Annotated in this window: 19 protein-coding genes and 1 tRNA gene; 6 read left to right on the top strand and 14 right to left on the bottom strand. The window is 62.9% G+C overall.

Annotation, left to right across the window (positions count from 1 at the left end; all coding sequences use genetic code 11):
• Positions 1-5 precede the first annotated feature (5 nt).
• Positions 6-1259 (top strand): beta-galactosidase, encoded by a 1254-nt coding sequence (locus tag Pan44_RS11405; protein WP_197454022.1) that lies wholly within the window; start codon positions 6-8, stop codon positions 1257-1259.
• 11 nt (positions 1260-1270) lie between these two features.
• Here Pan44_RS11405 and Pan44_RS11400 read toward each other — a convergent pair whose 3' ends face one another.
• The 4 genes from Pan44_RS11400 to bcp form a co-directional block, all read right to left on the bottom strand.
• A complete protein-coding gene (locus tag Pan44_RS11400; protein WP_197454021.1) occupies positions 1271-1648 on the bottom strand; it encodes a diacylglycerol kinase in 378 nt (125 codons plus the stop codon).
• Between the two features lie 29 nt (positions 1649-1677).
• On the bottom strand, positions 1678-4755 hold the full coding sequence (locus tag Pan44_RS11395; RefSeq protein ID WP_145030179.1) for an LPS-assembly protein LptD: 3078 nt from the start codon (positions 4753-4755) through the stop codon (positions 1678-1680).
• Positions 4756-5144: 389 nt separating this feature from the next.
• Positions 5145-5606 (bottom strand): hypothetical protein, encoded by a 462-nt coding sequence (locus Pan44_RS11390; protein WP_145030178.1) that lies wholly within the window; start codon positions 5604-5606, stop codon positions 5145-5147.
• A 160-nt stretch (positions 5607-5766) separates the two neighbouring features.
• The gene (bcp, locus tag Pan44_RS11385) at positions 5767-6231 is read right to left on the bottom strand and encodes a thioredoxin-dependent thiol peroxidase (protein ID WP_145030177.1); all 465 of its coding nucleotides are present in this window, start codon (positions 6229-6231) and stop codon (positions 5767-5769) included.
• 142 nt (positions 6232-6373) lie between these two features.
• On the opposite strand from bcp, the gene Pan44_RS11380 reads away from it, so the two are divergent.
• Positions 6374-7648 (top strand): dihydroorotase, encoded by a 1275-nt coding sequence (locus Pan44_RS11380; RefSeq protein WP_145030176.1) that lies wholly within the window; start codon positions 6374-6376, stop codon positions 7646-7648.
• Between the two features lie 122 nt (positions 7649-7770).
• Here the strand turns inward: Pan44_RS11380 and dnaA are convergent, their stop codons facing one another.
• The 4 genes from dnaA to Pan44_RS11360 form a co-directional block, all read right to left on the bottom strand.
• Complete coding sequence (dnaA, locus tag Pan44_RS11375; protein WP_145030175.1) at positions 7771-9186, bottom strand: chromosomal replication initiator protein DnaA; 1416 nt, start codon at positions 9184-9186, stop codon at positions 7771-7773.
• A 339-nt stretch (positions 9187-9525) separates the two neighbouring features.
• Positions 9526-10317 (bottom strand): GNAT family N-acetyltransferase, encoded by a 792-nt coding sequence (locus Pan44_RS11370; protein ID WP_145030174.1) that lies wholly within the window; start codon positions 10315-10317, stop codon positions 9526-9528.
• A gap of 52 nt (positions 10318-10369) precedes the next feature.
• Positions 10370-11248 carry an ATP phosphoribosyltransferase gene (gene hisG / locus Pan44_RS11365; protein ID WP_145030173.1) on the bottom strand — a complete coding sequence of 293 codons (879 nt, stop codon included), beginning with the start codon at positions 11246-11248 and terminating at the stop codon, positions 10370-10372.
• A 234-nt stretch (positions 11249-11482) separates the two neighbouring features.
• Positions 11483-11731 (bottom strand): hypothetical protein, encoded by a 249-nt coding sequence (locus Pan44_RS11360; RefSeq protein ID WP_145030172.1) that lies wholly within the window; start codon positions 11729-11731, stop codon positions 11483-11485.
• Positions 11732-12324: 593 nt separating this feature from the next.
• Here Pan44_RS11360 and Pan44_RS11355 point away from each other — a divergent pair.
• Complete coding sequence (locus Pan44_RS11355; RefSeq protein WP_145030171.1) at positions 12325-15834, top strand: PVC-type heme-binding CxxCH protein; 3510 nt, start codon at positions 12325-12327, stop codon at positions 15832-15834.
• 113 nt (positions 15835-15947) lie between these two features.
• On the opposite strand, the gene Pan44_RS11350 is transcribed toward Pan44_RS11355, so the two are convergent.
• Both Pan44_RS11350 and Pan44_RS11345 read right to left on the bottom strand, forming a co-directional pair.
• Positions 15948-17348 (bottom strand): voltage-gated chloride channel family protein, encoded by a 1401-nt coding sequence (locus Pan44_RS11350; RefSeq protein ID WP_145030170.1) that lies wholly within the window; start codon positions 17346-17348, stop codon positions 15948-15950.
• A 370-nt stretch (positions 17349-17718) separates the two neighbouring features.
• Positions 17719-17805 (bottom strand) — tRNA-Ser (locus tag Pan44_RS11345).
• Between the two features lie 89 nt (positions 17806-17894).
• Between Pan44_RS11345 and Pan44_RS11340 the strand changes: the two genes are divergently transcribed.
• Positions 17895-19013 carry a tyrosine-type recombinase/integrase gene (locus Pan44_RS11340; RefSeq protein ID WP_145030169.1) on the top strand — a complete coding sequence of 373 codons (1119 nt, stop codon included), beginning with the start codon at positions 17895-17897 and terminating at the stop codon, positions 19011-19013.
• Positions 19010-19294, top strand: a complete 285-nt coding sequence (locus Pan44_RS11335) for a hypothetical protein (RefSeq protein ID WP_145030168.1) — start codon at positions 19010-19012, stop codon at positions 19292-19294. The genes Pan44_RS11340 and Pan44_RS11335 overlap by 4 nt, the downstream gene beginning before the upstream one ends.
• Before the next feature lie 142 nt (positions 19295-19436).
• Here the strand turns inward: Pan44_RS11335 and Pan44_RS11330 are convergent, their stop codons facing one another.
• On the bottom strand, positions 19437-19835 hold the full coding sequence (locus Pan44_RS11330; protein WP_145030167.1) for an HNH endonuclease: 399 nt from the start codon (positions 19833-19835) through the stop codon (positions 19437-19439).
• Positions 19836-20178: 343 nt separating this feature from the next.
• Here Pan44_RS11330 and dcm point away from each other — a divergent pair, with 343 nt between their 5' ends.
• The gene (gene dcm, locus Pan44_RS11325) at positions 20179-21645 is read left to right on the top strand and encodes a DNA (cytosine-5-)-methyltransferase (RefSeq protein ID WP_145030166.1); all 1467 of its coding nucleotides are present in this window, start codon (positions 20179-20181) and stop codon (positions 21643-21645) included.
• On the opposite strand, the gene Pan44_RS11320 is transcribed toward dcm, so the two are convergent.
• The 3 genes from Pan44_RS11320 to Pan44_RS11310 form a co-directional block, all read right to left on the bottom strand.
• Positions 21627-22610 (bottom strand): hypothetical protein, encoded by a 984-nt coding sequence (locus Pan44_RS11320; RefSeq protein WP_145030165.1) that lies wholly within the window; start codon positions 22608-22610, stop codon positions 21627-21629. The two genes, dcm and Pan44_RS11320, sit on opposite strands and share 19 nt — an antisense overlap.
• Positions 22591-22830, bottom strand: a complete 240-nt coding sequence (locus tag Pan44_RS11315) for a helix-turn-helix domain-containing protein (protein ID WP_145030164.1) — start codon at positions 22828-22830, stop codon at positions 22591-22593. Before Pan44_RS11315 ends, Pan44_RS11320 begins: the two co-directional genes overlap by 20 nt.
• A gap of 229 nt (positions 22831-23059) precedes the next feature.
• Positions 23060-23410 (bottom strand): hypothetical protein, encoded by a 351-nt coding sequence (locus Pan44_RS11310; RefSeq protein WP_145030163.1) that lies wholly within the window; start codon positions 23408-23410, stop codon positions 23060-23062.
• Positions 23411-23429 lie beyond the last annotated feature (19 nt).

The following is a 23429-nucleotide window of genomic DNA, read 5'->3' as shown; positions in this document are numbered from 1 at the left end:
AACGCATGGCTGGACGATGCTTTCCCTGGATCTGCTTCCTGATGACCGGGGCCGTATTCAGCGCCGTTGCCCGCGGGGAAGTGCCGTTGCGTCCAGTGAGGCTCAAGTCGGCCGTCACGACCGTCCAGCCCATGACCGGCATCGTCCTCTGGGCCACGAACGCTGCGACAGCGACGGCCCCGATTCAGCTTGAATACTCGTACATGACTTATGCTGACGTGGCCCCCGCGAGCGGCCGGTACGACTGGTCGAAGTTGGATCGCCTGCTGGAAGAAGTCTCGGGACGCGGGCATCAACTTGTCCTGCGCTGGCACGACACCTATGTCGGGCAGAAGACCGGCGTACCGGCGTTTCTCGTCAAGTCCCCCTCGTACACCCTCACCCGCGCCAACAGCGAAGGTCAGCCAACCGAGTTTCCCGATTGGTCCAGCCCGGACCTCAGGCAGTTTGCCCTCGAGTTCTTCACCGAGTTCGCAAGGCGCTATGATCGCGATCCACGGCTCGCGTTTGTGCAGGTCGGGTTCGGGCTGTGGGCGGAGTACCACATCTACGATGGCCCGATGAAGCTCGGCCTCACGTTCCCTTCCAAGGAGTTTCAGGAGGAGTTTCTGAAGCACGTCTCGACCGCGCTCCGCGAGACCCCCTGGATGATCTCCGTCGACGCGTCCGACGACTATTCCCCGATTGCGGGCTCGCCGGAATTGCTCGAGCTCTCTTTTGGACTCTTTGATGACTCGTTCAATCACAAACGTCACAGTGAAGTGAATGAGCTCGACTGGAACGCGCTCGACCGCACCCGCTGGAAACGGGCCCCGGCCGGAGGGGAGTTCAGCTTCTACGAGAAGCGCGACCAGAAAGAGGCGCTCTCCGCAACTGGGCCACATGGCATCCCCTTCGAGGATCAGGCCCGCCGGTTTCACCTGTCGTTCATTATCGGCGACGCCCAGCCCCGGCATCAGAAGCCGGAACGCATTCGCGACGCCGGCCTCGCGATGGGCTATCGATTTCGCGTCACGGAATTCACCTCAGCCCCTGGGCGATCGCTGATCCGGATGGAGAACTCGGGGATCGCGCCGCTCTACCACCACGCCTGGCCGGCGGTCAATGGCGTCCGGGCAGCTCATTCACTGAAAGGCCTTCTGCCCGGTGAGTCGCGGCGATTCGAAATCTCCGCCGGCGGGGCATCACCGAAGTTCACGATCGACTGCGATCGCCTCTCGCAGGGCCAATCCATCGGGTTTGACGCCGATCTCCCCTGAGCGACGCCGCGTCACCAGAACTCGGCCACCCGCGAGAGCAGCACGATCAACGCCACGAGGATCGCTCCGCAGAGCGCGAGCGTGGCGGCTGCAGCGGACAACTGTTCGGCGCACCGCGCATCGGCCCGCCCGAGAGACGACGAGCGGCAGAGCTTCTTCACGGCCTGGTGCGAGAGTTCCGCCGCCAATGTCGTCGAGAAACAGAGCACCAGGATGGACCACTGGAGGGCGCCGAGTCCCAGCACCAGGCCGGCCGTCGATCCGATCAGCGCGCAGAAGAAATGGATGGCGACGATGCTGCTTCCGCGGAAGCTGAGCATCACACCGCGTTCGAGCATGACCAGCCGTTCTCTCCACGCGGGCCGGCGCGAGAGATTGATGGTCGACATTTCGGCGGATCGCGTGGAGGCGTGCACGCTCATCGATTGATCCCCAGCAAGGAACTCAGTTGAGTGGAAGTCGCGTCAAACGGCCCGAGTCGCGGCTCCAGCGAGACGCCAATGCCGACGTTGTTGCGGCTGACGTCAAATCCAAAGCCAAGATGCAAGAGGAACGATTCCCCGATGCGGGTGATCGTCAATGATTCGCCACGGTCGCGTCCTTCGGCGATGTCATACGCCGCGCCGAGCGTCGAGACCCACTTCTGGCTCATGCGGTACGAATAGCTGCCCGTGATGAGCTGGCTTTCGATCGGTCCGACGTCCACCTGCCGGAATCCGACATACAGGCTTCCGCGGGCGCCGCGCTGCGTGAGCACGCCGGCGTTCCAGATCCGCTGTCCGCCGTCGAACACGTCGAACACGCCGCTCGCCAGCAACGAGGTGCGCTCGCCGACGTTCCAGATGTACCGGCCGTTGATCAGGCCCAGCGTCTCGCCGAAATTGTCGCGGTCGGCGTTGGGGAAGATCGTCCCCTCCAGGTCGAAGATCATCCAGTCCTTGATCCGCGGCCGGTCGGGCGGTCCGACTTTCGTCTGCAGCCGGTTCCGCCAGCCGAGACGCAGCACGTGCTGGTCGTCGACGAGTTCGAAGTAGGGATCGGCGACGCCGCGGCCCGCTCCCGAACGCAGGGCGTAGAACCGCGGATCGAATTCCGGCGGGAGCACGCCGCCGAATTCGAGCGGGATATAGCGCTCGCGGAAACGGTCCTGGGCGTCTTCATCGAATTCGTTGTACTGCGGGATCTCGTCGAGATCCTTTGTCGACTGTGCATAGTAGTAGTCAAAGTCGATCTGGCTCTTGTGTGCCAGGCCGTTCAGTCCAAAGATCGGATCGCGATAGTCGGGCAGCGCCTTGAAGAACTGGAGGCTGCCACGGATTCCGGCGCTGCCGTACAGGCGGGCAAGCGAGTCACCGTTGTAGTCCTCGCCCCAGGCAGCCGCTTCGCCCATGACATAGGGTGACACATTCATCGCCCCGAGCATGAAGGGGGCGTTGAGTTCGTGGCGGGTCATGCCGACAAGGCCGCTGGCGTCCTGCAGGTAGGGGAGCGGGGTGAACACGTCCTGCGGATCGCTGGGCGCTTCGGCGGTCTGGATTCGACCGTAGCCGACCGACGAATGCGATGACCACGTCAACGCGTCGCCGAAGAGCGGCTCACCGAGGTTGAAGAGGTCGAACTTCGGCAACCAGTCGGTCTGGTCGGAGAAGTCGTTGATCCGCCCCTTCACCAGGGCGTTGAACTGGCCGTTGCCGAACTGGTGGCTCAGGTTCACCAGGGTTTCGGAATCCTTGTCGCGGTCCCAGCCCGTTTCGTCGAATTGCTCGCGGAAGTTGCGATCGGAGATGTAGTCGACTTCGGCGTTGATCCAGGTGTCGACCGACAGGTCGGTCCGGTTTCTCCACATCGCCCGGCCGCGGTTGTTCGGGGCGGCGAGGTCCCTACGGTCGCGCCCCAGGTTGTCCTCGCCCATGTCGTGCAGGTAGTAGAGCTTCGATGTTCCTTCGTGGTGTGCGGGAAGTCCCAGCAGATGCCCGTCGACATCGTAGTCGGTGTTCAGTCCAAGCCCCGGCCCGCGCTTGGTCATATAGTCGAACTGGACTCCCATATCGACTCCCTCCGGCAGGTCGAAGCCGAAGAGCGTCTCGACGTTAAACACCGAGTGAACCGTCGCACCGAAGATGCTGCTGTAGCCGAAATTCAGGCGCTCGAACGGAACCTGGAGGTTCTCTGCGGGAGCACTGACATAGGGCAGCCCGAAGATCGGCAATTCCTCGACGTAAAATCGAGTGTTGAGCGCCGTAATCTGCGGGCTGGCGGTCGAAGGCATTCCCGTGCCGGGATCGATCCGCCCGCTGGGGTCGAAGCGTTCCTCCACGAAGATGTCGGCCCCTTCCACACGGTAGCCCGGGCGGCCGAAGGCGCTGGTCGTCACGAACGCGTTGCGAGCGTGGAAGTTGCTTTCGGACAGCTGGCGGATTGAATCGGCCCGCAGCCTCAGCATGCCGTCGATCTGCGGCAGATAGGTGCGCACTTCGGCGTTCACCAACTGGCCGCGGCGGTTATTGATGTCGTAGAAGGCCTGCGACGCGCGGGCTTCGTTGCTGCCGATCCGGGCGACGATGTTTCCTTCGAGGTACACCTGGCAGGGGGTGTTCTCATTCAGGTCGAACGCGAACTGGTTGGATGAGGCGGGAGCGTCGGTCCAGATGATCGCGCGGTCGGCGGTCAGGTCGATCTGCGTCAGCATCAGCTGCCCGCCCACCTGCACGGGCACGTTGTCGACGACGATGTTCACGCCGTTCGTCACGGTGATGACGTACTCGGCCGGGGTCACCGCCTGGTTGACGCTGGTGCTGACCGAAGGCTCCTGGGCGATGTAGCGCGGGTTGATCGTGAGCCGCCGGCGGGGGGTGGAGACGGGCGTTGGAAACCCGGGAGACGGCAGCGCCGGAAGCTGCTGCGACGCGGTGCGAATCGAGAGGGCTGTGCGTCGCAGCGTCGAGTTCCGTCGTTCGATCGCCCGGACGACGACGCGCTCGTTCGAGCCCGACAGAGTGGGAATCGCGCGCTGGTTGGAACCGGGGATCTCGACCATCGCATCGGGCGGAACGAAGATCTCGAACTTGCCGGTCGTCACGAGTTCGATGTGATCCCGGGCGATCTGCTCGCGGTGACCGGGAGTCTGGATGTGGACGCCGCCACCGAGGGCGCCATCGAGATAGGCGAAAACCTGGGTCGGATCGCCCGGCTGGCTGGCCATCGAACCGAACAGCACGAGCTGGTCGGCCTCGTAGCGTCGCTGTCCCTGTTCGATGACGCAGTTTCCCCGAAGCAGAACGATTTTCGTTCCGTCCGGATCGACCCACTGCTGCCCATACCGCGACGAGATCGAGATCGGGTCGCTCGGCAGGACGGTGGGATCGCTGGCGATCGGAAGCGTGGACGGGGGTCCGGCAATGCGGCTGCTCTCGTCGGCTGACGCGGAAGCGCTCAGCAGCGCTCCCAGCATCGCGACGATGATGCCGGCCTGTGCTCGGAACCGGGGGGAGACCACGCAGAATCCGCCGGGGGGAGGGAACGTCCGGAATGGACGGGAAGGGGGCGGGTTTATATGGCGGTTCGGCCGAAAGGGTCAATAAGCGATTGGACTTGCGGCGAATCGCCCCGGCGATTTTCGAGACTCGAATTGACACGATTCCGCGCCGGCGTTCCGCGTGGTTTTGCGGCATTTTCTCAAGCCCGTTGCCGCCCCAATCGGCCGAATCTGCCGATCTTCGCCGCCACCACCAGCGCTCTCACTCGGCCGCAGAACTTTCCATTTTCACAGAATTCGCCAGTCGTCGATTTGCCGCCAAGCCACCGACTCCACGCAGGCTCGCCATTCAATCCACTTCCACAATGAATCGAACGCCGGGAGAGGGAGGTCCTTCGCGCTCCCGAAGACTACGACACCGGTTCAAACTGGCCTTCGAGGCGGGTAATGGCGTCGGCCGGGTTCATGTTGAAGAGGGCTTTTCCGCCGGTGCCCCATTGACCGGCGCGGTAGTGGAAGACGGCGGCGGCGTCGCGGATCGTGCTGACGGCTTCGACGTCTTCCATGTCGCCCCCTTCGACGGCTTCGAAGTGGATCTCGACACCCACGAATGCGGTCAGCAGACCCGATTCGAGATCGCGGGCGAAAGTGACGGGCTCCTGCCAGTCGCATTCTTTCCAGATCAGGCCGCGAGGTTTGCCGGCGCGGGAGGCGAGTTCAAAGAACTTGGCTTCGAGCGATTCGCGGCGGAGCTTGAAGAGGCGACGGGCGGTCTGGGCCTCGCGGCGGCGGAGGAAGTTCAGGAGCGGCCTGGCCCCGAAGATCAGCAGGGCGAGGACGATGGGGACAACATAAATCCAGAGCGCTGACATGACTGGTCCTCCTGCGTGGGATCACTGTCGCAGAGGCCCGGGCCGAGTGCCAGCGGCTCGCCACAGCGAGTTGCCAGAAGCCCGGCTTCACGCGAGGCGAGTTCGGTCCCCGCCGGTCGCGGTGGATGCGCGAACGAGAGGGGAGAAGCCGGGCTTTTGATCAACTCAGGGATTTGACGACGGCTTCGACGTGCCCCGGAACTTTCACCTTCGACCAGATCTGGGCGATTCGTCCTTTGTCGTCGATCAGGAAGGTGGTGCGGTTGATGCCCATGTACTTCCGGCCGTACATCGATTTCTCGACCCAGACGCCGTACTTCTCGGCGACGGCGTGCTCAGGATCGGACAGGAGCGTGAATGGCAGCTCGAATTTGGTTGCGAACTTCTCGTGCGACGCGACGGAATCCGGGCTCACGCCGAGGACCACGGCTCCGGCCTTTTTGATCGCGGGCTGCGTGTCGCGGAAATCGCAGGCCTGTTTGGTGCAACCGGAGGTGTTGTCCTTCGGGTAGAAGTAGAGGATGACAGGCTGGCCCCTGAAGTCCTTGAGTTTGACGGTCTCACCCTGGCCGTTCTGCAGGGAAAATTCGGGGGCCTTGTCGCCGACGTTCAGAGCGGTACTCATGTCAGGATGGAATTCTTCGCGGTTTCAAAGTGGGCGTTGCGTGCCGGATGTTCCTCACGGAACCCGCGGTGTCCGGGTCCCTTGACCAGAACTACTGCCCCGCGGACTCTACCGCCAGCCAACCGCTTTTCCGGAAACTTGAATGTCCATCCTGCATCTCCAGGGAGGCCGCGTCATCGACCCGGCATCCCGCCGCGACGAAACGTCCGACCTGTGGATCGTCGACGGCCGTGTTTCCCACTCCCGACCGGCCGATCGCCAGGTTGATGAAACGCTGAACGTGTCCGGCTGCATCGTGGCTCCGGGGCTGATCGACTGCCGGGTTTTTCTGGGTGAGCCCGGGTTCGAAGAAGACGAGACGATCGCCAGCGGCTCGGCGGCTGCGGTGGCGGGCGGATTGACGGCGGTCGGCGCGATGCCGGAGACGGATCCGGTCGTCGATACGCGGGCGTTTGCGGAGTTCGTCTCCCGCCAGGCCGAGCGGGCCGGCAACTGCCGCGTTTATCCGCTTGGGGCGGTGACAAAGAACGCGAAGGGGGAGGAACTGGCGGAGATTGCGCAGCTGACAGAGGGGGCTGCGGTCGCCTTCACGGACGGCCACCGACCGATCGCGAACGCCGAGGTGATGCGGCGGGCGCTGCAGTACACCGGGATGGGCGGGCGGGCGATCATCAGCCATCCGCAGGTTCCTGAACTCGTGCATGGGGGGGTGATGCATGAGGGGTACTACTCGACCGTGCTCGGCCTGAGGGGGATGCCGCCCGCGGCCGAAGAGATCATGGTGCGCCGCAATATCGCCCTGGCGGAGTCGACGGGGGGGCGCATGCACCTGATGTCCCTCTCCACGAAGAACTCGGTCGAGGAAGTGCGGCACGCCCAGAAGCGCGGCGTGAAGGTCACCGCAGACGTCACTCCTTACCACCTGCTGCTGACGGACGAATGCCTGGAGTCGTTCGATCCGAACTACAAGCTGGAGCCGCCGCTTCGCTCGCGCGAGCATATCGACGCGTTGATCGCCGGCCTGAAGGACGGCACGATCGGGGTCCTCACGAGCGATCATCGCCCGTACTCGGACGAGAAGAAGATGGTGGAGATCGACAAAGCCCCGTTCGGGATCGTGGGCCTCGAGACGCTGATTCCGCTGTGCATCGAGGCGCTGGTCGAGCCGGGTCATCTGTCGTGGAGCCAGTTCCTCGAGAAGCTGACGGTCGGCCCGGCGGCGCTGTTGAAAGTGCCGGGGGGGACGCTTGCGGAAGGAGCGCCCGGAGACGTGACCGTGATCGATCCGAACGTGGCGTGGACGATTGATGCGGGGCAGTTCCGGTCGCAAAGCCGGAACACGCCATTCGACGGGCGAGCCGTGCGGGGACGGGCGAAGTTCACCATCGTGGAAGGGCGCGTGGCGTTCCGCGGGTAAGATTTGCCGCGACCGTTTCGGCCGTGCTGATGTGGGCCTTCCCGGGAATGCACGGCTCACAGAGCCGTGGCACGCTGGGCTCCGCTCATGGAGCCCTGGCACGGATTCGTTTCTACGGGCAGTCAGACAGCTTTCAGCTGTTGCTCGAGCTGGGCGATCAGTTCCGAGACGGGCCAGTCCTGAGCCGCAATGCGGACCGAAGCTTTCGACTTCATCAGGCCGCTGATCTTCCGTTCGGCCGACATGACCGTGCTGTGATTGCGTCCGCCGAAGTGGGCGCCGATCTCGGTGTAGGCGGCCTGAGTCAGGCGGCGGGCGAGGAACATGGCGAGCATCCGCGGCTCGGAGACGGTCCGCTGCCGACGGGCCGAGCGGAGCTCGTCCGCAGGCAGGCCAAACAGGTTGCAGACGGCGTTCTCGACGTCCGCGAGGCGGACGATCTTCATGCAGTCGCGAACCAGAACTGAGAGGGCGTCGCGTGCGGCGGAGACGGTGACCCGTGTTCCGTTCACATTCTGCCAGGTCGTCAGGTAATGGACGGCGCCTTCCAGCTCGCGGACGTTCCGGGTGAAGCGTTCGGCGACATACTCGAGCGCATCGACGGTGGCGTTCAGCTTCATCCGGTCGGCGAGCTGCTTCACGATATTCAGCCGGGTGGTCGCATCGGGCGCTTCCAGCCGGCAGACGAGGCCCGACTGATACAGGCTGAGCAGCTCATCGCTGGTGCGGGAGAGGAGCCGGGGGTGGCGATCGGCCGTCACGACGACGCGCCGGCCATGGTTCAGCATATGCTTGATCGTATGCAGGAACTCTTCCTGCACGACGCGTTTGCCGTCAAAGAAATCGACGTCGTCGACGAGCAGGACATCGACGTTGCGGAACTTCTGACGGAAGCTGGGGAGTGAGCGTGTATCGAGGGCCTGCGTGAACAGGTTGGTGAATTCCTCGGAGGTGATCGCCAGGAGCTGAAGTCCAGGCTGGCGACGGCCGAGTCCCTCGCGGAGGCCTTCCAGGAGATGCGTCTTTCCGCAGCCGACTCCGCCATGGATGTACATGGGGTTGGGGCAGCTGTCGGGGAATTCGATCAGCGTCTGGACGGCCGTGGCGGCGAGTTCGTTGGACGGTCCGCGCACGAACCGCTGGAGTTCGAACGGCTTGTTCTGTCGCGAACGAGACGGCGGCGTGGAAGCCGGAGCGAGCGCGCGGGTAGCGCCGCGCACGGGCAGCGTCTGAGCCGCGGGGGCTGCGAGAACCGGGACCTCCGGCTTCAGCGCGGCATCGACTTCATAGCGGACCACGGCATCGGGGCCGCCGACCATGCGGGCCGACTCCCAGAGGAGGTCGTGGTAGTTCTTCTGCAGCCATCCCAGGAGGATGGGGCTTTGTGCATAGACGACGAGCGCTTCGTTGCGCCAGTCGATGCGAGCCGATTTTCCATCAAACCAGTTCCTGTTGCGGCGCTTCGTCAGAGCTGACTGCACGAGTTGCAGGATGCGCCCGACGTAGCCCGCCTTTGGAACGTCATGTTCCACACCCATGGTGCTCCCCCCGCGCGCACCAGTCCTGTTCCCGTGACCGACTCGGTTCGACGGGATGCTCCGCAACAGCACTCCATTGCTGTTCCTCGCGGAACAGACAGGTGCGCCTGGGATCCAGGTTGATCTGCGCGATCGCGACTTCAGTACTCCACCAGCACTGCAGTCGCGATGTTGAAACTCACTCGACGCGGGCGATGCTACCCGTGCCGTGGAGAGTGTCAAACGTGAAGAGACAGTGAAGGGAGACACGACAGACAACCGCTGGAATTCGCTGAGGAAGAGACCGTTCACGACCACGAAGCGGCGCGAGCAGGATGTCGAAAACCTGTCGAAATGATTCTACGCGGGCGCTGCGAGCGGATGCACCCAGACTCTGAAACGGCCCGTCTCGACAAAACCTCGATCTTCGTAAACACTTTCGACAAAAGCGTTTCTGACATCCATTCCCGCCCGCACCAAGCCTGTCTCTCCCGTCGCGTTTTCCAGAAACCGTGTCAGCAGAATTCGGCCGAAGCCGTGGCCACGCTGCTCTGGAACGACTCCGAAAAAGAGGATCTCCCAGGCGTCGTCGTCTTCGGCCGTCGTTCCCAGCACGATCCCCACATCGTTCCCGTCATCTTCAAATCTCCACCATCGCGCGCGACCATTCATCGAGTGCGCGCGATGCGCCGCAAGCAGGTCGGCGGGAGTGCGGAGGACATCGAGTTCGGGGCAGTCGAGGGTTCCCTGGTTGATGCGTCGGATCAGGTCGCCGAGCGTGTCCGCGTCGTCGACCGGGTCGCAGCGAATGGACTGCAGGGAGCGGGCGGAAGGAGGCAGCGGGGAATTCAATGACCGCTGGAGGACCGCGGCATCGGTGAGCAGGGAGAATCCGTGCTGGAGAAACAGTTCCGCCTGGGGGGAGTCTTCCAGGGGGAGTGTGAGCTGCGCGAAGGCGGCTCCGGCCTGTTCGAGCCGACGGATGGCCGCATCGATGAGGGCGCCGGGGACCGCCGGCGAGGCGCGGTCCAGTTCCGGCGGAAAGACGAGTCCGACGCGGCCGGGTTGTGCGAGCACGCCGATGGTGCCGGTCACGCGCCCCTTCTCGACGGCCACGACATGGGTGCGAGATTCAACCAGGCGCAGGGACATCGTCGCCTCACGAAAAAAGGCCCGGAGGTCGACAACCACCGGGCCTTGAGTTTTATTCGATGATCTTCGAGATCGGATACTCGACGATGCCGGTCGCCCCGGCCATCTTGAGCCGGGGCATCATCGCCCTGACCACCGATTCATCGAGAATGGTGTTCACGGCGACCCATTCCGGATCAGACAGGGACGAGACGGTGGGATTCTGCAGAGCGGGAAGCTGTTTCACGACCTCCTGCAGCTGGTCCCGCCGGACATTCATGAGGAGGCCGACTTTTCCCTCGGCGGCGAGGCACGACTTGAGCATGAGGGCGATGTTGTCGAGCTTCTCACGCTTCCAGGGATCCCGGGCGGCATGCGGGCTGGCGATGAACCGGGTCGTGCTCTGCAGGACCTCGGAGACGATCCGCAGGTTGTTGGCGCGGAGGGATGAACCGGTTTCGGTGACTTCGACGATCGCATCGGCGAGCTGGGGGGGCTTCACCTCGGTGGCGCCCCAGGAGAATTCGATCTCGGCGGTGACTCCGTGCTTCGCGAGATAATCGCGGGTGAGGCCGACGACTTCCGTGGCGATGCGTTTTCCCTGCAGGTCCTTGACGCTCTGCACGGGGGAATCGTTGGGGACGCAGAGGACCCAGCGGACGGGTCGGCGGCTGACCTTGGAGAACTGCAGTTCGCAGATCTCCGTAACCTTCGCGCCGGTTTCGCACACCCAGTCATGGCCGGTGATACCTGCGTCGAGGATCCCCTTTTCGACGTAGCGGGCCATTTCCTGAGCGCGGATGAGGAGGCACTCGATCTCGGGGTCGTCGACCTGCGGGTAGTACGACCGCGACGAGAAGGTGATGTTGTAGCCGGCCTTGCGGAAGAGTTCGGCCGTGGCCTCCTGCAGGCTTCCGGCGGGGATACCGAGTTTCAATACGCGATCAGCCATCACTCAATCCTCGATGTGGTCCAAATGCGGACCGGGAAATCCGGGCAGTTCACCACGGAGACACGGAGTCCGGGAGAAGAGGGAGGCTGCCGCCTGCAGGATTCCTGCCCGGTGTCGAAATGAGGGGGTCGAGAAGCTTCGCCTGAATCGCCGCGGAATTCTCCGCGGCATGGGCCTCTCTCGTCTTCGTTTCTCTGCGTCTCTGCAGTGAACTCTTTCACAAATCAGAATGCTTCAGTGTTCTTCGTGATCCGCGGCGTCTGCGGCCATCGCGGGGGCATTCGTCCAGCGATAGGTGACATAGGCCGAGAAGGCCATGACGAGGACGGTGTAGAGGAAGAACAGCGAGAGCATCTTGCCGATGTTCGAGCCGGCCTCGTAGTCGTCGTTGTCGAACTGGCGCAGTTCTTCGCGGGCGAAATCGACGGCGTCATCTTCCGAGGCGCCGGGATGAGCATGCGGTGCGGCAGCGGCGTGGGACATGGCTTGCGAATCGGGCTGAAGAACGCTTGGAAAGCAGGATTGTGAGGCAGTTTTCACCCGATGTCGAGTCGAAAGCGGCCTGTCCCGAAGATCAGGAACGGGATGCCGGGGTCGCGTGAAATGGGGAATTCCGGCACATTTTCCGGGCTGGCACGGGCGTCGCAAGGTGCTCCGGGGGCAAGGCGAACGGTGGCAGGGGGCGGTGCGTTGCTGTTGCCCTTCTTCCCCGCAGCGTTCGGACATGGGCTGCGAGTGGCCCCGTTCGAAGGGGCGTTTCGGCTGCGAACGCAAGCCGATTGCGGCGTCCGCGACCTGGAGGCGCTCGCTTCCGCGCAATTGGCCGGCCTGGACTGGGCGTTGAACGGGTTGTGCGTGGTCGTGTTCATGATCCCTCCACGCTTTCATGAGTGGTTGCGCGCGACGGGGAGCCCGGTTGGTTCGGGGGATTGGTTCGTTTTTTGAGGGCCGGGGTCAGGCGTGTTCTGGCGAGAAGCGGTTCGCATCGGGCAAGTTGGACGGGACCTCGACCCGGGGGTATCGTCAGAGTCCCGCCGCCGGGCCCTCGGGCCGGCTTACCTCCGGAGTGAACTTTCATGCGCGCCCGACCTGGAATCTTCGTCCTTCTTGGCCTGTTCTTCGCGGCCGGCCCGGCCGCCGCGCAGCGGGATCTGAAGGACATCCCGTCGCCGGATCCGGAACTGGAGCGTCAGACCTTCATTCTTCCGGAGGGGTTCGAGGTCAATCTGTTCGCCGGGGAACCGCATCTCGCCAAACCGGTGCAGATGAACTTCGACGCCCAGGGGCGGCTGTGGGTGGCCTCTTCGGCCATCTATCCGCAGGTGGAACCGGGCAAGCCGGCCAACGACCGCATCCTGTGCCTCGAAGACACGGACGGCGACGGCGTGGCGGACAAGCAGAGTGTGTTCGCGGAAGGGCTGCTGATTCCGAGCGCCGTGCTGGCGGGGGACGGCGGGGTGTATGTCGGCGCCAGCACGGATCTCTTGTTCTACAAGGACACTGACGGGGACGGACGTGCAGATGAGAAGCGATTCGTCCTTTCGGGGTTCGGAACCGAGGACACACATCACACGGTCCACACGCTGCGATTCGGACCGGAACAGCTGCTGTACTTCAAACAGTCGATCTACATTCACAGCCACCTGGAAACGCCGCGGGGCGTGAAGCGGCTGAACGCGGGGGGGACGTGGCAGTTCCGACCGGAGACGTTCGAGCTGAACGTCTTCGACCGGGGCCTGGTGAATTCCTGGGGAGTTGCCTGGGATGATTTCGGTGCGACGTTCGCGACGGACGGCGCGGGCGGCGAAGGGATCAACTACATCGTGCCGGGTGCTTCATACCTCACCGCGTACGGGGCTCCGCGCATTCTCAGCGGACTGAACCCGGGCAGCCCCAAACACTGCGGGCTGGAGATCGTGGGAGGGCCCTCGTTCCCCGCCGACTGGCAGCATAGCCTGATCACGAACGATTTCCGCGGGCACCGCGTGTGCCGCTTCGTCGTCAGCGACTCGGGATCGGGATTCACTTCGCAGGAGCAGCAGGAAGTCATCAAGTCGAACCATGTGGCATTCCGGCCGATCGACGTGAAGCAGGGACCCGACGGCGCGCTGTATATCGCCGACTGGTACAACCCGATCATCCAGCATGGTGAAGTGGATTTCCGCGATCCGCGGCGCGACCATATTCACGGGCGGATCTGGCGAGTGACGTGGAAGGGGGCGAAGGAGAAAGCGGCCGCTGCGCTCACCGACGCGAAATCACTGGGGGGCCTTGAGACGCCGAAGCTCGTGGCGAAGCTGGGGTCGGACGACCGGTTTGTGCGGCAGTCGGCCAAACGCATTCTGAAAGAGCGAGGTCCGGACGTGTTGCCGGCGGTGAAGACCTGGTTCCGCGGGCTCGACAATACGGCCGTCAACTATTCGCGGTCACGGCTGGAAGCACTTTGGATGCACCAGGCCCTCGACCGGCCGGACTGGGAACTGATCGAGAACATCGTGCGGAGCGATCATGCGCCATCGCGGGCCGCCGCGATGCGGGTTCTGGGCGACTGGCTGCGTCACGCGACGCCGGACTTTTCGATCCGCAATGCATTTTCGGCCCAGCGGGCCTCCCTTCGGAACGGAAAGGTGAACCCAGCGGAACTGTTCGAGATTGGCGTGGTGGATGTGAATCCCCGCGTTCGTCTGGAAGCGGTGCGTGCGCTGGCGAAGTCGACTGATCCCAAGGCGATCGAACTGGCCATGGAAGCGCTTCGCGGCGACGTCGACCAGTACCTGGACTACGCCCTGTGGCTGACGGCGCGCGAACTGGAGCCGATCTGGCAGCCGGCGCTCGACAAGGGAGAGATCACCTTCGGAGGCAATGCGAAGCAACTGGCGTTCGTATGCAAGGCGGCGGGTTCGCCTGCCGCGGCGAAGCATCTGCTGGCGCTGGTCACGGGAGGCAAGGTGGACGCGACCGACCTGGCGGGCGTGCTGGAAGTGATCGGTGAGTCGGGTTCGAAAGAGCAGCTCCAGACCGTGCTGAACCTGACGAGCGACGCGACGGATCCTGCACGGTGCTCCACCATTCTGTCGGCGCTGATCAACAGCCATCGTCGTCGGAATCAGACGCCCGGCGGCGCAGAGCCGGTGCTGGCGTCGCTCCTCAAGCGTCCCGAACCTGAAATCCAGGCCCGGGCCGCTGAACTGGCGGGGCGGTATGCGATCGCGCCGCTTTCCGGCGACCTGACGGCGCTGGCCCGTGGGGAGAATCGCGAGGTCGCCGCGGCGGCGATCCGTGGTCTCGAGGCGTTCCCGGGGCCCGACGCGGCCAAGGCGCTGGTCGAACTGTCGGCGAACGACAAGGTGTGGACGCTGGCGGTTCCAGCGCTGGCGGTGCGAGATGCCAACGCCGCAGCGAAGACGTTCGTCGTCCGGTTGACCAGGGCGGCAACGGCGGAGACGCAAACAGAAGCGACGGCCGTGCTGCAGGGGTTCCTGAAACAGAAGAACGGTCCGGCGGCACTCGCCAGGGCACTCGCCGGCAAGCAAATCGATCCCGAGTTCGCAAAGTCGGCCGTGCAGACGATTTCGTCGTCGGGGCAGTCTCGCGACGAGCTTTTGAAAGCGATCAAGGAAGCGGGCCGGCTCGATGCCCAGCCGAAGCTGTCGAAGGGGGACGTCCCTGCCCTGCTGGCCGAGATGCAATCGGGCGGAAGCGCAGCGCGGGGAGAACTGCTGTTCCGCCGCGACGACCTGCAGTGCCTGAAGTGCCACGCCGTTGGTGACGCGGGGGGCGTGGTCGGCCCGAACCTCGTCAGCCTGGGGGCGTCTTCGCAGCCGGATTACATCCTCGAATCGATCATCGATCCCAACGCCAAGATCAAGGAAAACTTTCACACGGTCGTCGTGGCGACGGACGACGGTGAAGTGCTCACCGGCATCAAAGTCCGTGAGACCGACACCGACCTGATCCTGCGAAATGCGGACGACAAGGAGATCGCCATTCCGCTGGCGAAAATTGAAGGCCAGAAGCCGGGGGCCTCGATCATGCCGGCCGGCCTGATCGACAAGCTGACCCGCGCGGAAGTGGTCGACCTGGCCGCGTTTCTCGCCGCCCTCGGGCGCGACCCGAACTTCACGGTCGTCCAGACTCCGACGGCGCGTCGCTGGCAGGTCCTCGAGGCGACCAAGGAGGCTTCGCACCAGTTCAACCGCAACGGCATCCAGGAGGCGGTGAAGGAGAACGCGGCCTTCACGTGGAAGACGGTTTACTCCCAGGTGAACGGTGAGCTTCCGACCACTGCCCTGCCCGACATCAAGACTCTCGGCCAGAGCACGGGCAACCGCGGGCTGACGATCCTGCGCGGAGACATCGAAGTGGCGGGAACCGGTGAAGCGAAGCTGATGATCAGCAGCACGGAAGGAGTCCGCGCGTGGCTGGATGAGCAGCCGCTGCGGATGTCTCCGGAGATCCTGCTCAAGATGAGCCCCGGCCGGAAGCGGCTGACGCTCGTGGTCGACCAGAATGTCCAGCAGGGACCGCTGAAGGTGACGCTCCAGAACCTTGCGCAACAGTCGGCCCGATTTGCAGGCGGGAAGTAGCGCCGGGACGGTTCCGCGATTCGAGCGTTTCGATTTGGATCGGTTCGCGACGATTGCACGGCGATCAAGCCGTCTCGCGGGAGCGCGCATGCTCCGAGTCGATGGCGTGCAATCTAGTTCTGCGATGCAGGCCTGGTGGCGTCGCCGTCATGATCTTCTGCGGGCGGCGATGGAGCGGCGGGCGATTTTCGGATCGCGCGGACTTCGCGGAGGGACGCGCCGGGCGTCCAGTTCCCAGCGGTGACTTTCGGCGTGCCAATTCGCTGTGACAGGTAGATGCCGGTGTGGCCGCTGAAGAGATACGCCATCAGGCAGGCCGTCGCGTAGTACAACGTGTATTCGCCGCCGAAGAGCTCGATGGCCATCACAGTGCAGGCGATCGGCGTGTTCGTGGCTCCGGCAAAGACGGCGACGAAGCCCAGAGCGGCGAAGAGATCGACCGGGACGCCAAACAGACCAGCGAGGGTGTTTCCGAGAGCGGCTCCGATGAAGAACAGGGGAGTCACCTCGCCCCCCTTGAATCCGCTGCTCAGGGTGACGGCCGTGAAGAGGGACTTCCAGAGCCAGCTCCATGTGGTCGCGCCGCCTGACTGGAAACAGCTGACGATGGTAACTGCGTTCGGATCGGGTGAGGTGACACCGAGTCCGAGGTAGTCGCGTCGTCCAATGGCCCAGGTCATGGCGATGACGATCAACCCGCCCATCACCGGCCGAAAGAGGGCCGAGCGAACGAACTTCCGGAAGAGGGCCTGCAGGCCGTGAACCAGTTCGGCGAAGAAGAGGCTCGTGAGGCCGAAGGCAGCTCCCGCCAGTGTCGTCAGCAAGAGAATCCGCAGATCGAACGGAGCGACGTGCCGGGCGGGATCAGCGCTGAGGAGACTGGCGACGCGGTAGTGGGTGTGGCCGACGCCCCACAGCGCACAGACCTGGTCGCTCGCGATCGCCCCGACGAGGCAAGGGAAGAAGGCTGCATAGGTCATGCGGCCCATCGAGAGAACCTCCATGGCGAAGATGGCGCCGGCGACCGGGGTCCCGAAGACTCCGCCAAAGCCGGCAGCGACGCCGGCCATCAGGAGGCGGCGGACGTCGTGCGGTTCCAGCCCGGGGAGGAGCCGGGCCATGCCGCTCGCCAGGCTGCCGCCCATCTGAACGGCGGTTCCTTCGCGACCGGCCGAGCCACCGAAGAGATGGGTGACGACGGTGCTGACGAGGATGAGTGGGGCCATCCGCAGCGGGACGCCGCCGCCCGGCTGATGAATCTCGTCCACGATGAGATTGTTGCCCGCTTCCACAGACTGTCCGAACGACTGGTAGAGCAAGCCGATGGCGAAGCCTGCGAGAGGCAGCCCGGCCAGGAGCCAGGGGTGAGCGAACCGGAGCTGCGTCGCCTGATCGAGCGACCAGAGGAACAGCGCACACGCGGAGCCGACCGCGATTCCCACGGGAAGCGTGATCAGCACCCACCTGAGGAGGTAGGCGAGAAGCTGGAGCAGTTCGCGGATCTGGACCGACATCGATTGAGGCCAACTGGAACCGCTCACGGAAAGAGCCGAGGCCCATCGAGCAGAGATTTCGAAGGTCGCGGCAGGAATCACCAGCACGGTCGAGAGTCGGCCGGCTTTTCAGGGCGAGTTCCATCGCTGTTTGGACGACGGTACCGGGCGTCAGATCGATGTCAAGCAGCGGTGGAAACGCTGCAGGGGCGAGGTTAGCTGACTGCTGGACGGAAGGATTGTGCGGAGAGCTTCTGCCGGCGGAGAACGGCCGATCGGTTCGCGCGGGACCTCAGTTTCGCCCCGAGATCGATTTCGCATTGGGGCGGTGATGCTCACCCAGAAACGTGGAGGGCGACAGGAGATTGCTCATCCTGTCGCCCTGACGAAGCGGAGAGGCAGGGATTCGAACCCTGGGTACCCTTGCGGGTACTCCGGTTTTCAAGACCGGTGCAATCGGCCACTCTGCCACCTCTCCCATGTAGTCTTTTGCCTTGTTTTTCTTGCTTTCGGCTACCGGTGTCGTAAGTTGACGATACCCGAAACGATACCCGACAGCAAAAAACGATGGCAAAACAGACCAAACCCTACCCCGAATTCGAGTTGACCGCCCATCCCAACGGACAGTGGTCGAAAAAGATCAAGGGCAAGGTCCACTACTTCGGGACCGATCCGACAGCAGCGCGTGCGAAGTATCTCGCCCAAGTCCATGACCTGCAAGCCGGACGGACACCCGTTGCGGTATCGGATGCGATAACCACCGAGCACGTCATCGAAGCATTCTTGGACAGGCAGCGCGACCGGGTCGCGCTGAAGGAAATCAGTCCGATCACCGTTTACGACCACCTCGAAATCGGCCGGCTCATGGCCCGCCATCTCGGCAAAACGTCGATCCCGGTGAACCTGACACCGACCGACTTCAGGCGGTTCAAGGTGGCCCTGAAGTATTCGCCGGGGCGTGTGTCGAAGATCATCACTGTCACACGGGGCATCTTCAAATGGGCTTCCGAGTCGAAGCTGATCCCCCGCACTCCCGACTACGGCCCGGACTTCAAAGTTCCCAACCGGAAGCAAATGCGGCTTCACCGGGCAGCCCAGCAGCGCGAACACGGGAAAAAGATGCTGAGCGCCGCCGAGCTTCAGGCGATGCTCAAGGCGTCCGACCCTCAGTTCAAGGCCATCCTCTTGCTGTCGATCAACGGCGGGTTGGGCAACAGCGACATTGCACGCCTGAAGGTGAAGGACGTTGCCGGGGAATGGCTCGATTTCGCGCGGGGCAAAACAGGCATTGACCGCCGTGTGCCACTATGGGCCGAAACCCGCGAGGCCGTGGCGGCCATCACGGAAGGCCGCGACCCGGAACAACTCCTGTTTGTCACGAAGAACGGGCGGGCGCTCATCAAGCAGCAAGCGAACGGCAGCCGGAGCGACCGCACGGGACCGATGTTTCGCGCGGTTGCAAATGCAGCCGGCATTCATCGGCCGCGCATGGGGCTTTACCACCTGAGACACACGTTCCAGACCATCGCGAACGGGGCGCGTGACCCGCAGGCCACGGCCCGCATCATGGGCCATGCGGATGCCAGCATGGCGGGGCTATACACCGAAGACTTCGACGACGCACAGTTGTTGGCCGTCGTGAACCATGTTCACGATTGGCTGTTCAAGAAAGAGGAGTCCAAATGACCGACGACAGTGTCATTCCACGCCTTACCGACGCAGCCGCTAATGCGGCCAACTGTCTCGCGATCGACCGTGAAGCCGGAGACACCCGTTACCGCCATATCGTCGCATGGGGAAAGTTTCTGGGCTTCACGCCCGCAACCGTCCGCCGGGAGCTTGACCGAGCCGAAGCTGAGAACGCGCCGACGAACGCTATACAGCGGTTCGATGACGGATGGCATACCGTCGACACCATAGCTAACGAAGCGAACCGCGCTAGAGTTGAGGAATTGGCGCGGCCGTGACGTGGCTCATCCTAGCGGCCGTCGCCGTCGTTTGGCTGGCCTGCCGGCGCTGGCCGTCGTCAGCACTGGACGACTCGACGGACGACATCGCAACTGAAATCATCGAATGACAACGCCCGGCGGAAATCGCCGGGCTTTGCTTTCAGGACGGCTGCTGACGCGAGGCGAGAACGGCAACTCTGCGTTCGTACTCGCGTTCATGCGAAGATCGAACCGTTGCAAGCTCGCGACGATTCCAGTCAATCAGTTCCTCGCGGGTCATTCGTTCCCAGCCGTCAGGGAGCGCCTTGCCCTTGTGCTGGTTGCAGAACACGCAGGTGGTCACGCAATTGCTGACGCTGTTGTATCGAACCGGGCCGCCACGAAAGACATCGTGATTCCGCAGCACATCGGCGAGTTCGGGCTGCCGAAGCGTGCTTCTCGGAATCAAATGGTCGCCTTGCGTGCTGTAGTAGAGGCCGAACGTCGCATACAGGTCTAACCCGCAGTAGACGCATCGCCCACCGTCGCGCAACTGAGCCTCGATCCACCACTTTTCCATCAGTCTGCCTCTGCGGATGCACTCGCCAGCATATCGGGCCGCTGATTTCGTCCAACCGTGCCCTTGCCGGCTTCAGGCGTCACGAAACCGCTTAAACCGTGATCTTGCGCCCAGCAAAGCGTCGGATTCTGGCCGATTCCGAAGCACTAACGTAGAATTCGGTCGGACGCTCCCGTGGTTTTAGCCCGCCCCGGTTGAGCGTCGAAACCCCGTCCTAGCGGCGGGGTTTTTCGTGCGCAGGGACACCAACAGTGTGACTCATTGTCTGCAAGTCGGGCGTCGGCTATAAGGTGGCACTTTGACGTATCGCGGCGTATCGTGCTGGCTCGAAACGGAGCGACGGATGAGTGGTGGAAGCTGGATTCGAGACGAGCGAGACGCGCGAGGGTTGAGCCAGGCGAATCTGGCCCGACTGCTTAATGTTGCCCAACCGAAGCTGTCCCAATGGGAGACGGAACGGGCAACGCCGTCCCCAGTCATGGCAGAGAAAGTCCGATCGGTATTCGCCGAATTCGATCGGCACCTTGCCGATGGAACGCTGCCGAAAGGGATTCGACCGCGTTCGAGACGGCGAATCGAACGCCGCGAGCCAGTCGCGCCGAAGGTCTTTTCTGCGGACAAGCCCTGCCCAATCAACGCCGTCCTTCCCAAACCCGATTTCACAAAGCTGGCTCAGCGCGAGCATTCGCGGCTGAGCGGGATCGGCCTCTTTGCCGGCTGCGGTGGTATGTCTCTCGGTTTCCGGCAAGCGGGCGTCGACGTTGTTGGATTCGTAGAGCTTGAGGCGTCCGCACGCGACATCTACCAACGGAACTTTCCGGGGACGCTGTGCCTTGGCGCGGATGTTCGCGAGATATCGCGGGACGACGTGCAACAGTGGGCGGCACACTTCGGCAAGGTCGATGTCTTATTCGGTGGCCCGCCATGCCAAGGGTTTAGTCTGGCCGGGAAGCGAAACACCTTTGATCCTCGTAATCAGTTGTTTCAGTCGTTCGCCAACATCGCAGAGGTGCTCAAGCCTGCCGTCGTAGTCCTCGAAAATGTTCGACTGTTGACTTCGATGAAAGCTCCCGATGGGCGTCGAGTGACCGAGCACATTCAACGCGCCTTCGATTCAGCAGGCTATCGTTGCGCGTTCGCACCGCTTAACGCTCAAGACTACGGCGTTCCACAATCGCGAGAACGGCTGTTTATGATCGGCGTGCGGACGGGCGGCCCGGCCGGCCAGTCCCCGACCTTTCCGCTACCCACACATGGACCTGCAACAGAAGCAACCTTGTTTGATCCGGGTCGCGCTCCGTATGCGACGTTTCGTGATGCCGCTGGTGATCTTGAAGCATTGGAATCGGGTGAGCGGTCTGGCAGCGACCCGTATCACTTTGCAGTGGACCATCCGCCACACGTTATCGAGTGGCTGAAGGACGTGCCGGAAGGCGAGAGCGCTCACAACAATGTCGATCCGAAAAAGCGTCCCCCGTCAGGCTACAACACGACGTACAAACGACTGCGGTGGGATGAGCCGTCGTCTACGATCGGGACGACTTTCGGAATGATCTCCGGATGTCGAACCGTGCATCCGACAAATACGAGATCGCTTACCATCCGCGAGGCACTTCGGTGCCAGACGTTCCCCGACGATTTCCAACTCTGTGGATCGTTGAGTGACATCCGTACTGCGATCGGCAACGCCGTTCCACCGCTTTTGGCCCGCTCAATCGCACAGCATGTGGTTTCAGAACTGCTGGATCAGAAACGGTCGGCCGCGCCGCGCAAGCAAGCCCGACAACTGGCCTACTCCGACAGTTTGTAGAAGTAACCCGCCTCCAAGTTGAATTGAAGCTGTGTTGCATTCTGCTTGTTGCCCAGACGTTGGAACTGGATGAAACCGAATCGCGGCGCGAGGTGTGGGACGCTGCTCTTGAATCGACCTTTCTTGACGGTATAGGAAGCCGTCGAAAAGCCGCTCCGTTTGCACGACTGGTCCACAAGTTCATCCATCCGGAAGATCGCACATTCGCACTTGGCTATGTCGCTGAACGCGACCGTCTGATGTAACAGGAATTCGGGCGCGTGCGGGTCGTCCTCTGGATACGCCTTTTGCAGAAGAATGGTCGAAATCTCGCGTTGGTACTTGCTGAAGATCGACTGGAACTCGTTTCGTTCCGTCTGTGGCAGTTCGTCATAGAACCACCGTTCGTTTGAGCACACTCGGTCCTTCGGCGTACTCGCGTCATCGCAAGGGCGAAAGCCGGGGTCGCCGCAGAACATCCGCAGCGCCCGCTCTGCCGCATCTGAAACGGGAATCTTGTTGTTGCGAAGCAGATTCGCGAACGCTTGCGCCGTGGTGCAGTAAAGCTGATCGTTCGTCGGCGTCTTGTTGTGGCACGTTTTCACAGATACGCCGATGTTGTCCACGCCGCCGCTGTGAGAAATCTCCAAAAGGATGTCGCTCTTCGACCGTTTGACGACGATGCCGCTCTTCGATTTTACAACATCCCCCTTTTTGAATGTGGCAAGTCCGCCGAGCCAAGCCGCACGGATGTTTTTGACTCCCTTCAATCCCTTGGACCGAAGGATGTATCGGACCAATTCGCGATCGGGATGACCGACTTTCAAATGCCGTTGCTCGCCCTTCACCGGCTCAACGTCAGGAATCGCGGCAAGCTGATTCAGATCGGCAGATAACTTCGCCTCAAACTCATGCCCTTTGGTCCGGCCGATCGTCCCGGCCGCAATCTGCGCCGCATGAATCTCGTCAATCGGAGTCAGCGCCATAGGGAACGCCCTTCAGCAGCGCAGAGGGCGTAGTCCTGAGAGCTACTGCAAACTTGCAGATGTTCAGCAACGAGAGATTGCGCCGCCCGCGCTCGATCAAACTGATGTAGGTCCGGTCAAAGCCCGTTTGCCCGGCAAGCTCTTCTTGGGTGAGTCGCAACTCCTCGCGGCGCTCGCGAATCACCGTGCCGAAGTGCTGCAATGCCGTCACACGGGCCATCAGCGAATCTTCAGCAGTGCAGACAAAGGGTCCACGGACAGAGAGTCACATCGCCGTGTGACTATCGGCAGCAACGCATGGCTGAGACGCACCGGCGTCGATCAAGCCGCAGAGACTGCCTAACCCTTAAATGCGCAGAACGTACCCGCAGGTATCAGCGCATAGAAAAGCCCGGCCGCGAAGACAAACGGCCGGGCCGCACCTTGGACACGATCCAAGGGGTTGAGGTTCAGACAAGTTCGGGTTCGGGGATCAGCTTCACAGCGAACCGGTTGACGAGCTTTGCAGGGATGAGCCATTCCCGATAGCCGCGCGGGATGCCGCCGTAGATCGCCTCTTGCTTCGGCGTCAGTATCTCGACCCACTCATACTTCGCGACCAGTTCCAGCGGCATTTCCACCGTGAGCAACTGGCTGGTTTCCATGTCGAAGTCCCACGCTAGGCCCTGTCCATAGCCAAGTGGGACATCCGAAAGCCAGACGCCGCTGAATGGCCGGCCGGTGGCGTAGGTGGCGAGGCCGTTGCGGAACCCTTTGGCGAGGATGGCGTCGGCAGCGTGGGTGCGGTGGTAGAAGATCATGGCTGGCCTCAATTGGAAA

This window comes from Caulifigura coniformis (assembly GCF_007745175.1).
In the GTDB taxonomy this organism is placed as follows: Bacteria; Planctomycetota; Planctomycetia; order Planctomycetales; family Planctomycetaceae; genus Caulifigura; species Caulifigura coniformis.
The sequence above is the reverse complement of the archived record's forward strand: the minus strand, read 5'-3'. Positions and strand labels throughout refer to the sequence as shown.

Coding starts and splice junctions, on each gene's coding strand:
- Pan44_RS11350 (WP_145030170.1), bottom strand. CDS start 17,348: ATGTCGGTCCAGATCCGCGAACTGCTCCAGCTTCTCGCCTACCTCCTC.
- dcm (WP_145030166.1), top strand. CDS start 20,179: ATGAGTGGTGGAAGCTGGATTCGAGACGAGCGAGACGCGCGAGGGTTG.
- Pan44_RS11310 (WP_145030163.1), bottom strand. CDS start 23,410: ATGATCTTCTACCACCGCACCCACGCTGCCGACGCCATCCTCGCCAAA.
- dnaA (WP_145030175.1), bottom strand. CDS start 9,186: ATGGGTGTGGAACATGACGTTCCAAAGGCGGGCTACGTCGGGCGCATC.
- Pan44_RS11370 (WP_145030174.1), bottom strand. CDS start 10,317: ATGTCCCTGCGCCTGGTTGAATCTCGCACCCATGTCGTGGCCGTCGAG.
- Pan44_RS11380 (WP_145030176.1), top strand. CDS start 6,374: ATGTCCATCCTGCATCTCCAGGGAGGCCGCGTCATCGACCCGGCATCC.
- Pan44_RS11315 (WP_145030164.1), bottom strand. CDS start 22,830: ATGGCCCGTGTGACGGCATTGCAGCACTTCGGCACGGTGATTCGCGAG.
- Pan44_RS11400 (WP_197454021.1), bottom strand. CDS start 1,648: ATGTCGACCATCAATCTCTCGCGCCGGCCCGCGTGGAGAGAACGGCTG.
- hisG (WP_145030173.1), bottom strand. CDS start 11,248: ATGGCTGATCGCGTATTGAAACTCGGTATCCCCGCCGGAAGCCTGCAG.
- Pan44_RS11320 (WP_145030165.1), bottom strand. CDS start 22,610: ATGGCGCTGACTCCGATTGACGAGATTCATGCGGCGCAGATTGCGGCC.
- bcp (WP_145030177.1), bottom strand. CDS start 6,231: ATGAGTACCGCTCTGAACGTCGGCGACAAGGCCCCCGAATTTTCCCTG.
- Pan44_RS11390 (WP_145030178.1), bottom strand. CDS start 5,606: ATGTCAGCGCTCTGGATTTATGTTGTCCCCATCGTCCTCGCCCTGCTG.
- Pan44_RS11355 (WP_145030171.1), top strand. CDS start 12,325: ATGCGCGCCCGACCTGGAATCTTCGTCCTTCTTGGCCTGTTCTTCGCG.
- Pan44_RS11330 (WP_145030167.1), bottom strand. CDS start 19,835: ATGGAAAAGTGGTGGATCGAGGCTCAGTTGCGCGACGGTGGGCGATGC.
- Pan44_RS11335 (WP_145030168.1), top strand. CDS start 19,010: ATGACCGACGACAGTGTCATTCCACGCCTTACCGACGCAGCCGCTAAT.
- Pan44_RS11405 (WP_197454022.1), top strand. CDS start 6: ATGGCTGGACGATGCTTTCCCTGGATCTGCTTCCTGATGACCGGGGCC.
- Pan44_RS11340 (WP_145030169.1), top strand. CDS start 17,895: ATGGCAAAACAGACCAAACCCTACCCCGAATTCGAGTTGACCGCCCAT.
- Pan44_RS11360 (WP_145030172.1), bottom strand. CDS start 11,731: ATGTCCCACGCCGCTGCCGCACCGCATGCTCATCCCGGCGCCTCGGAA.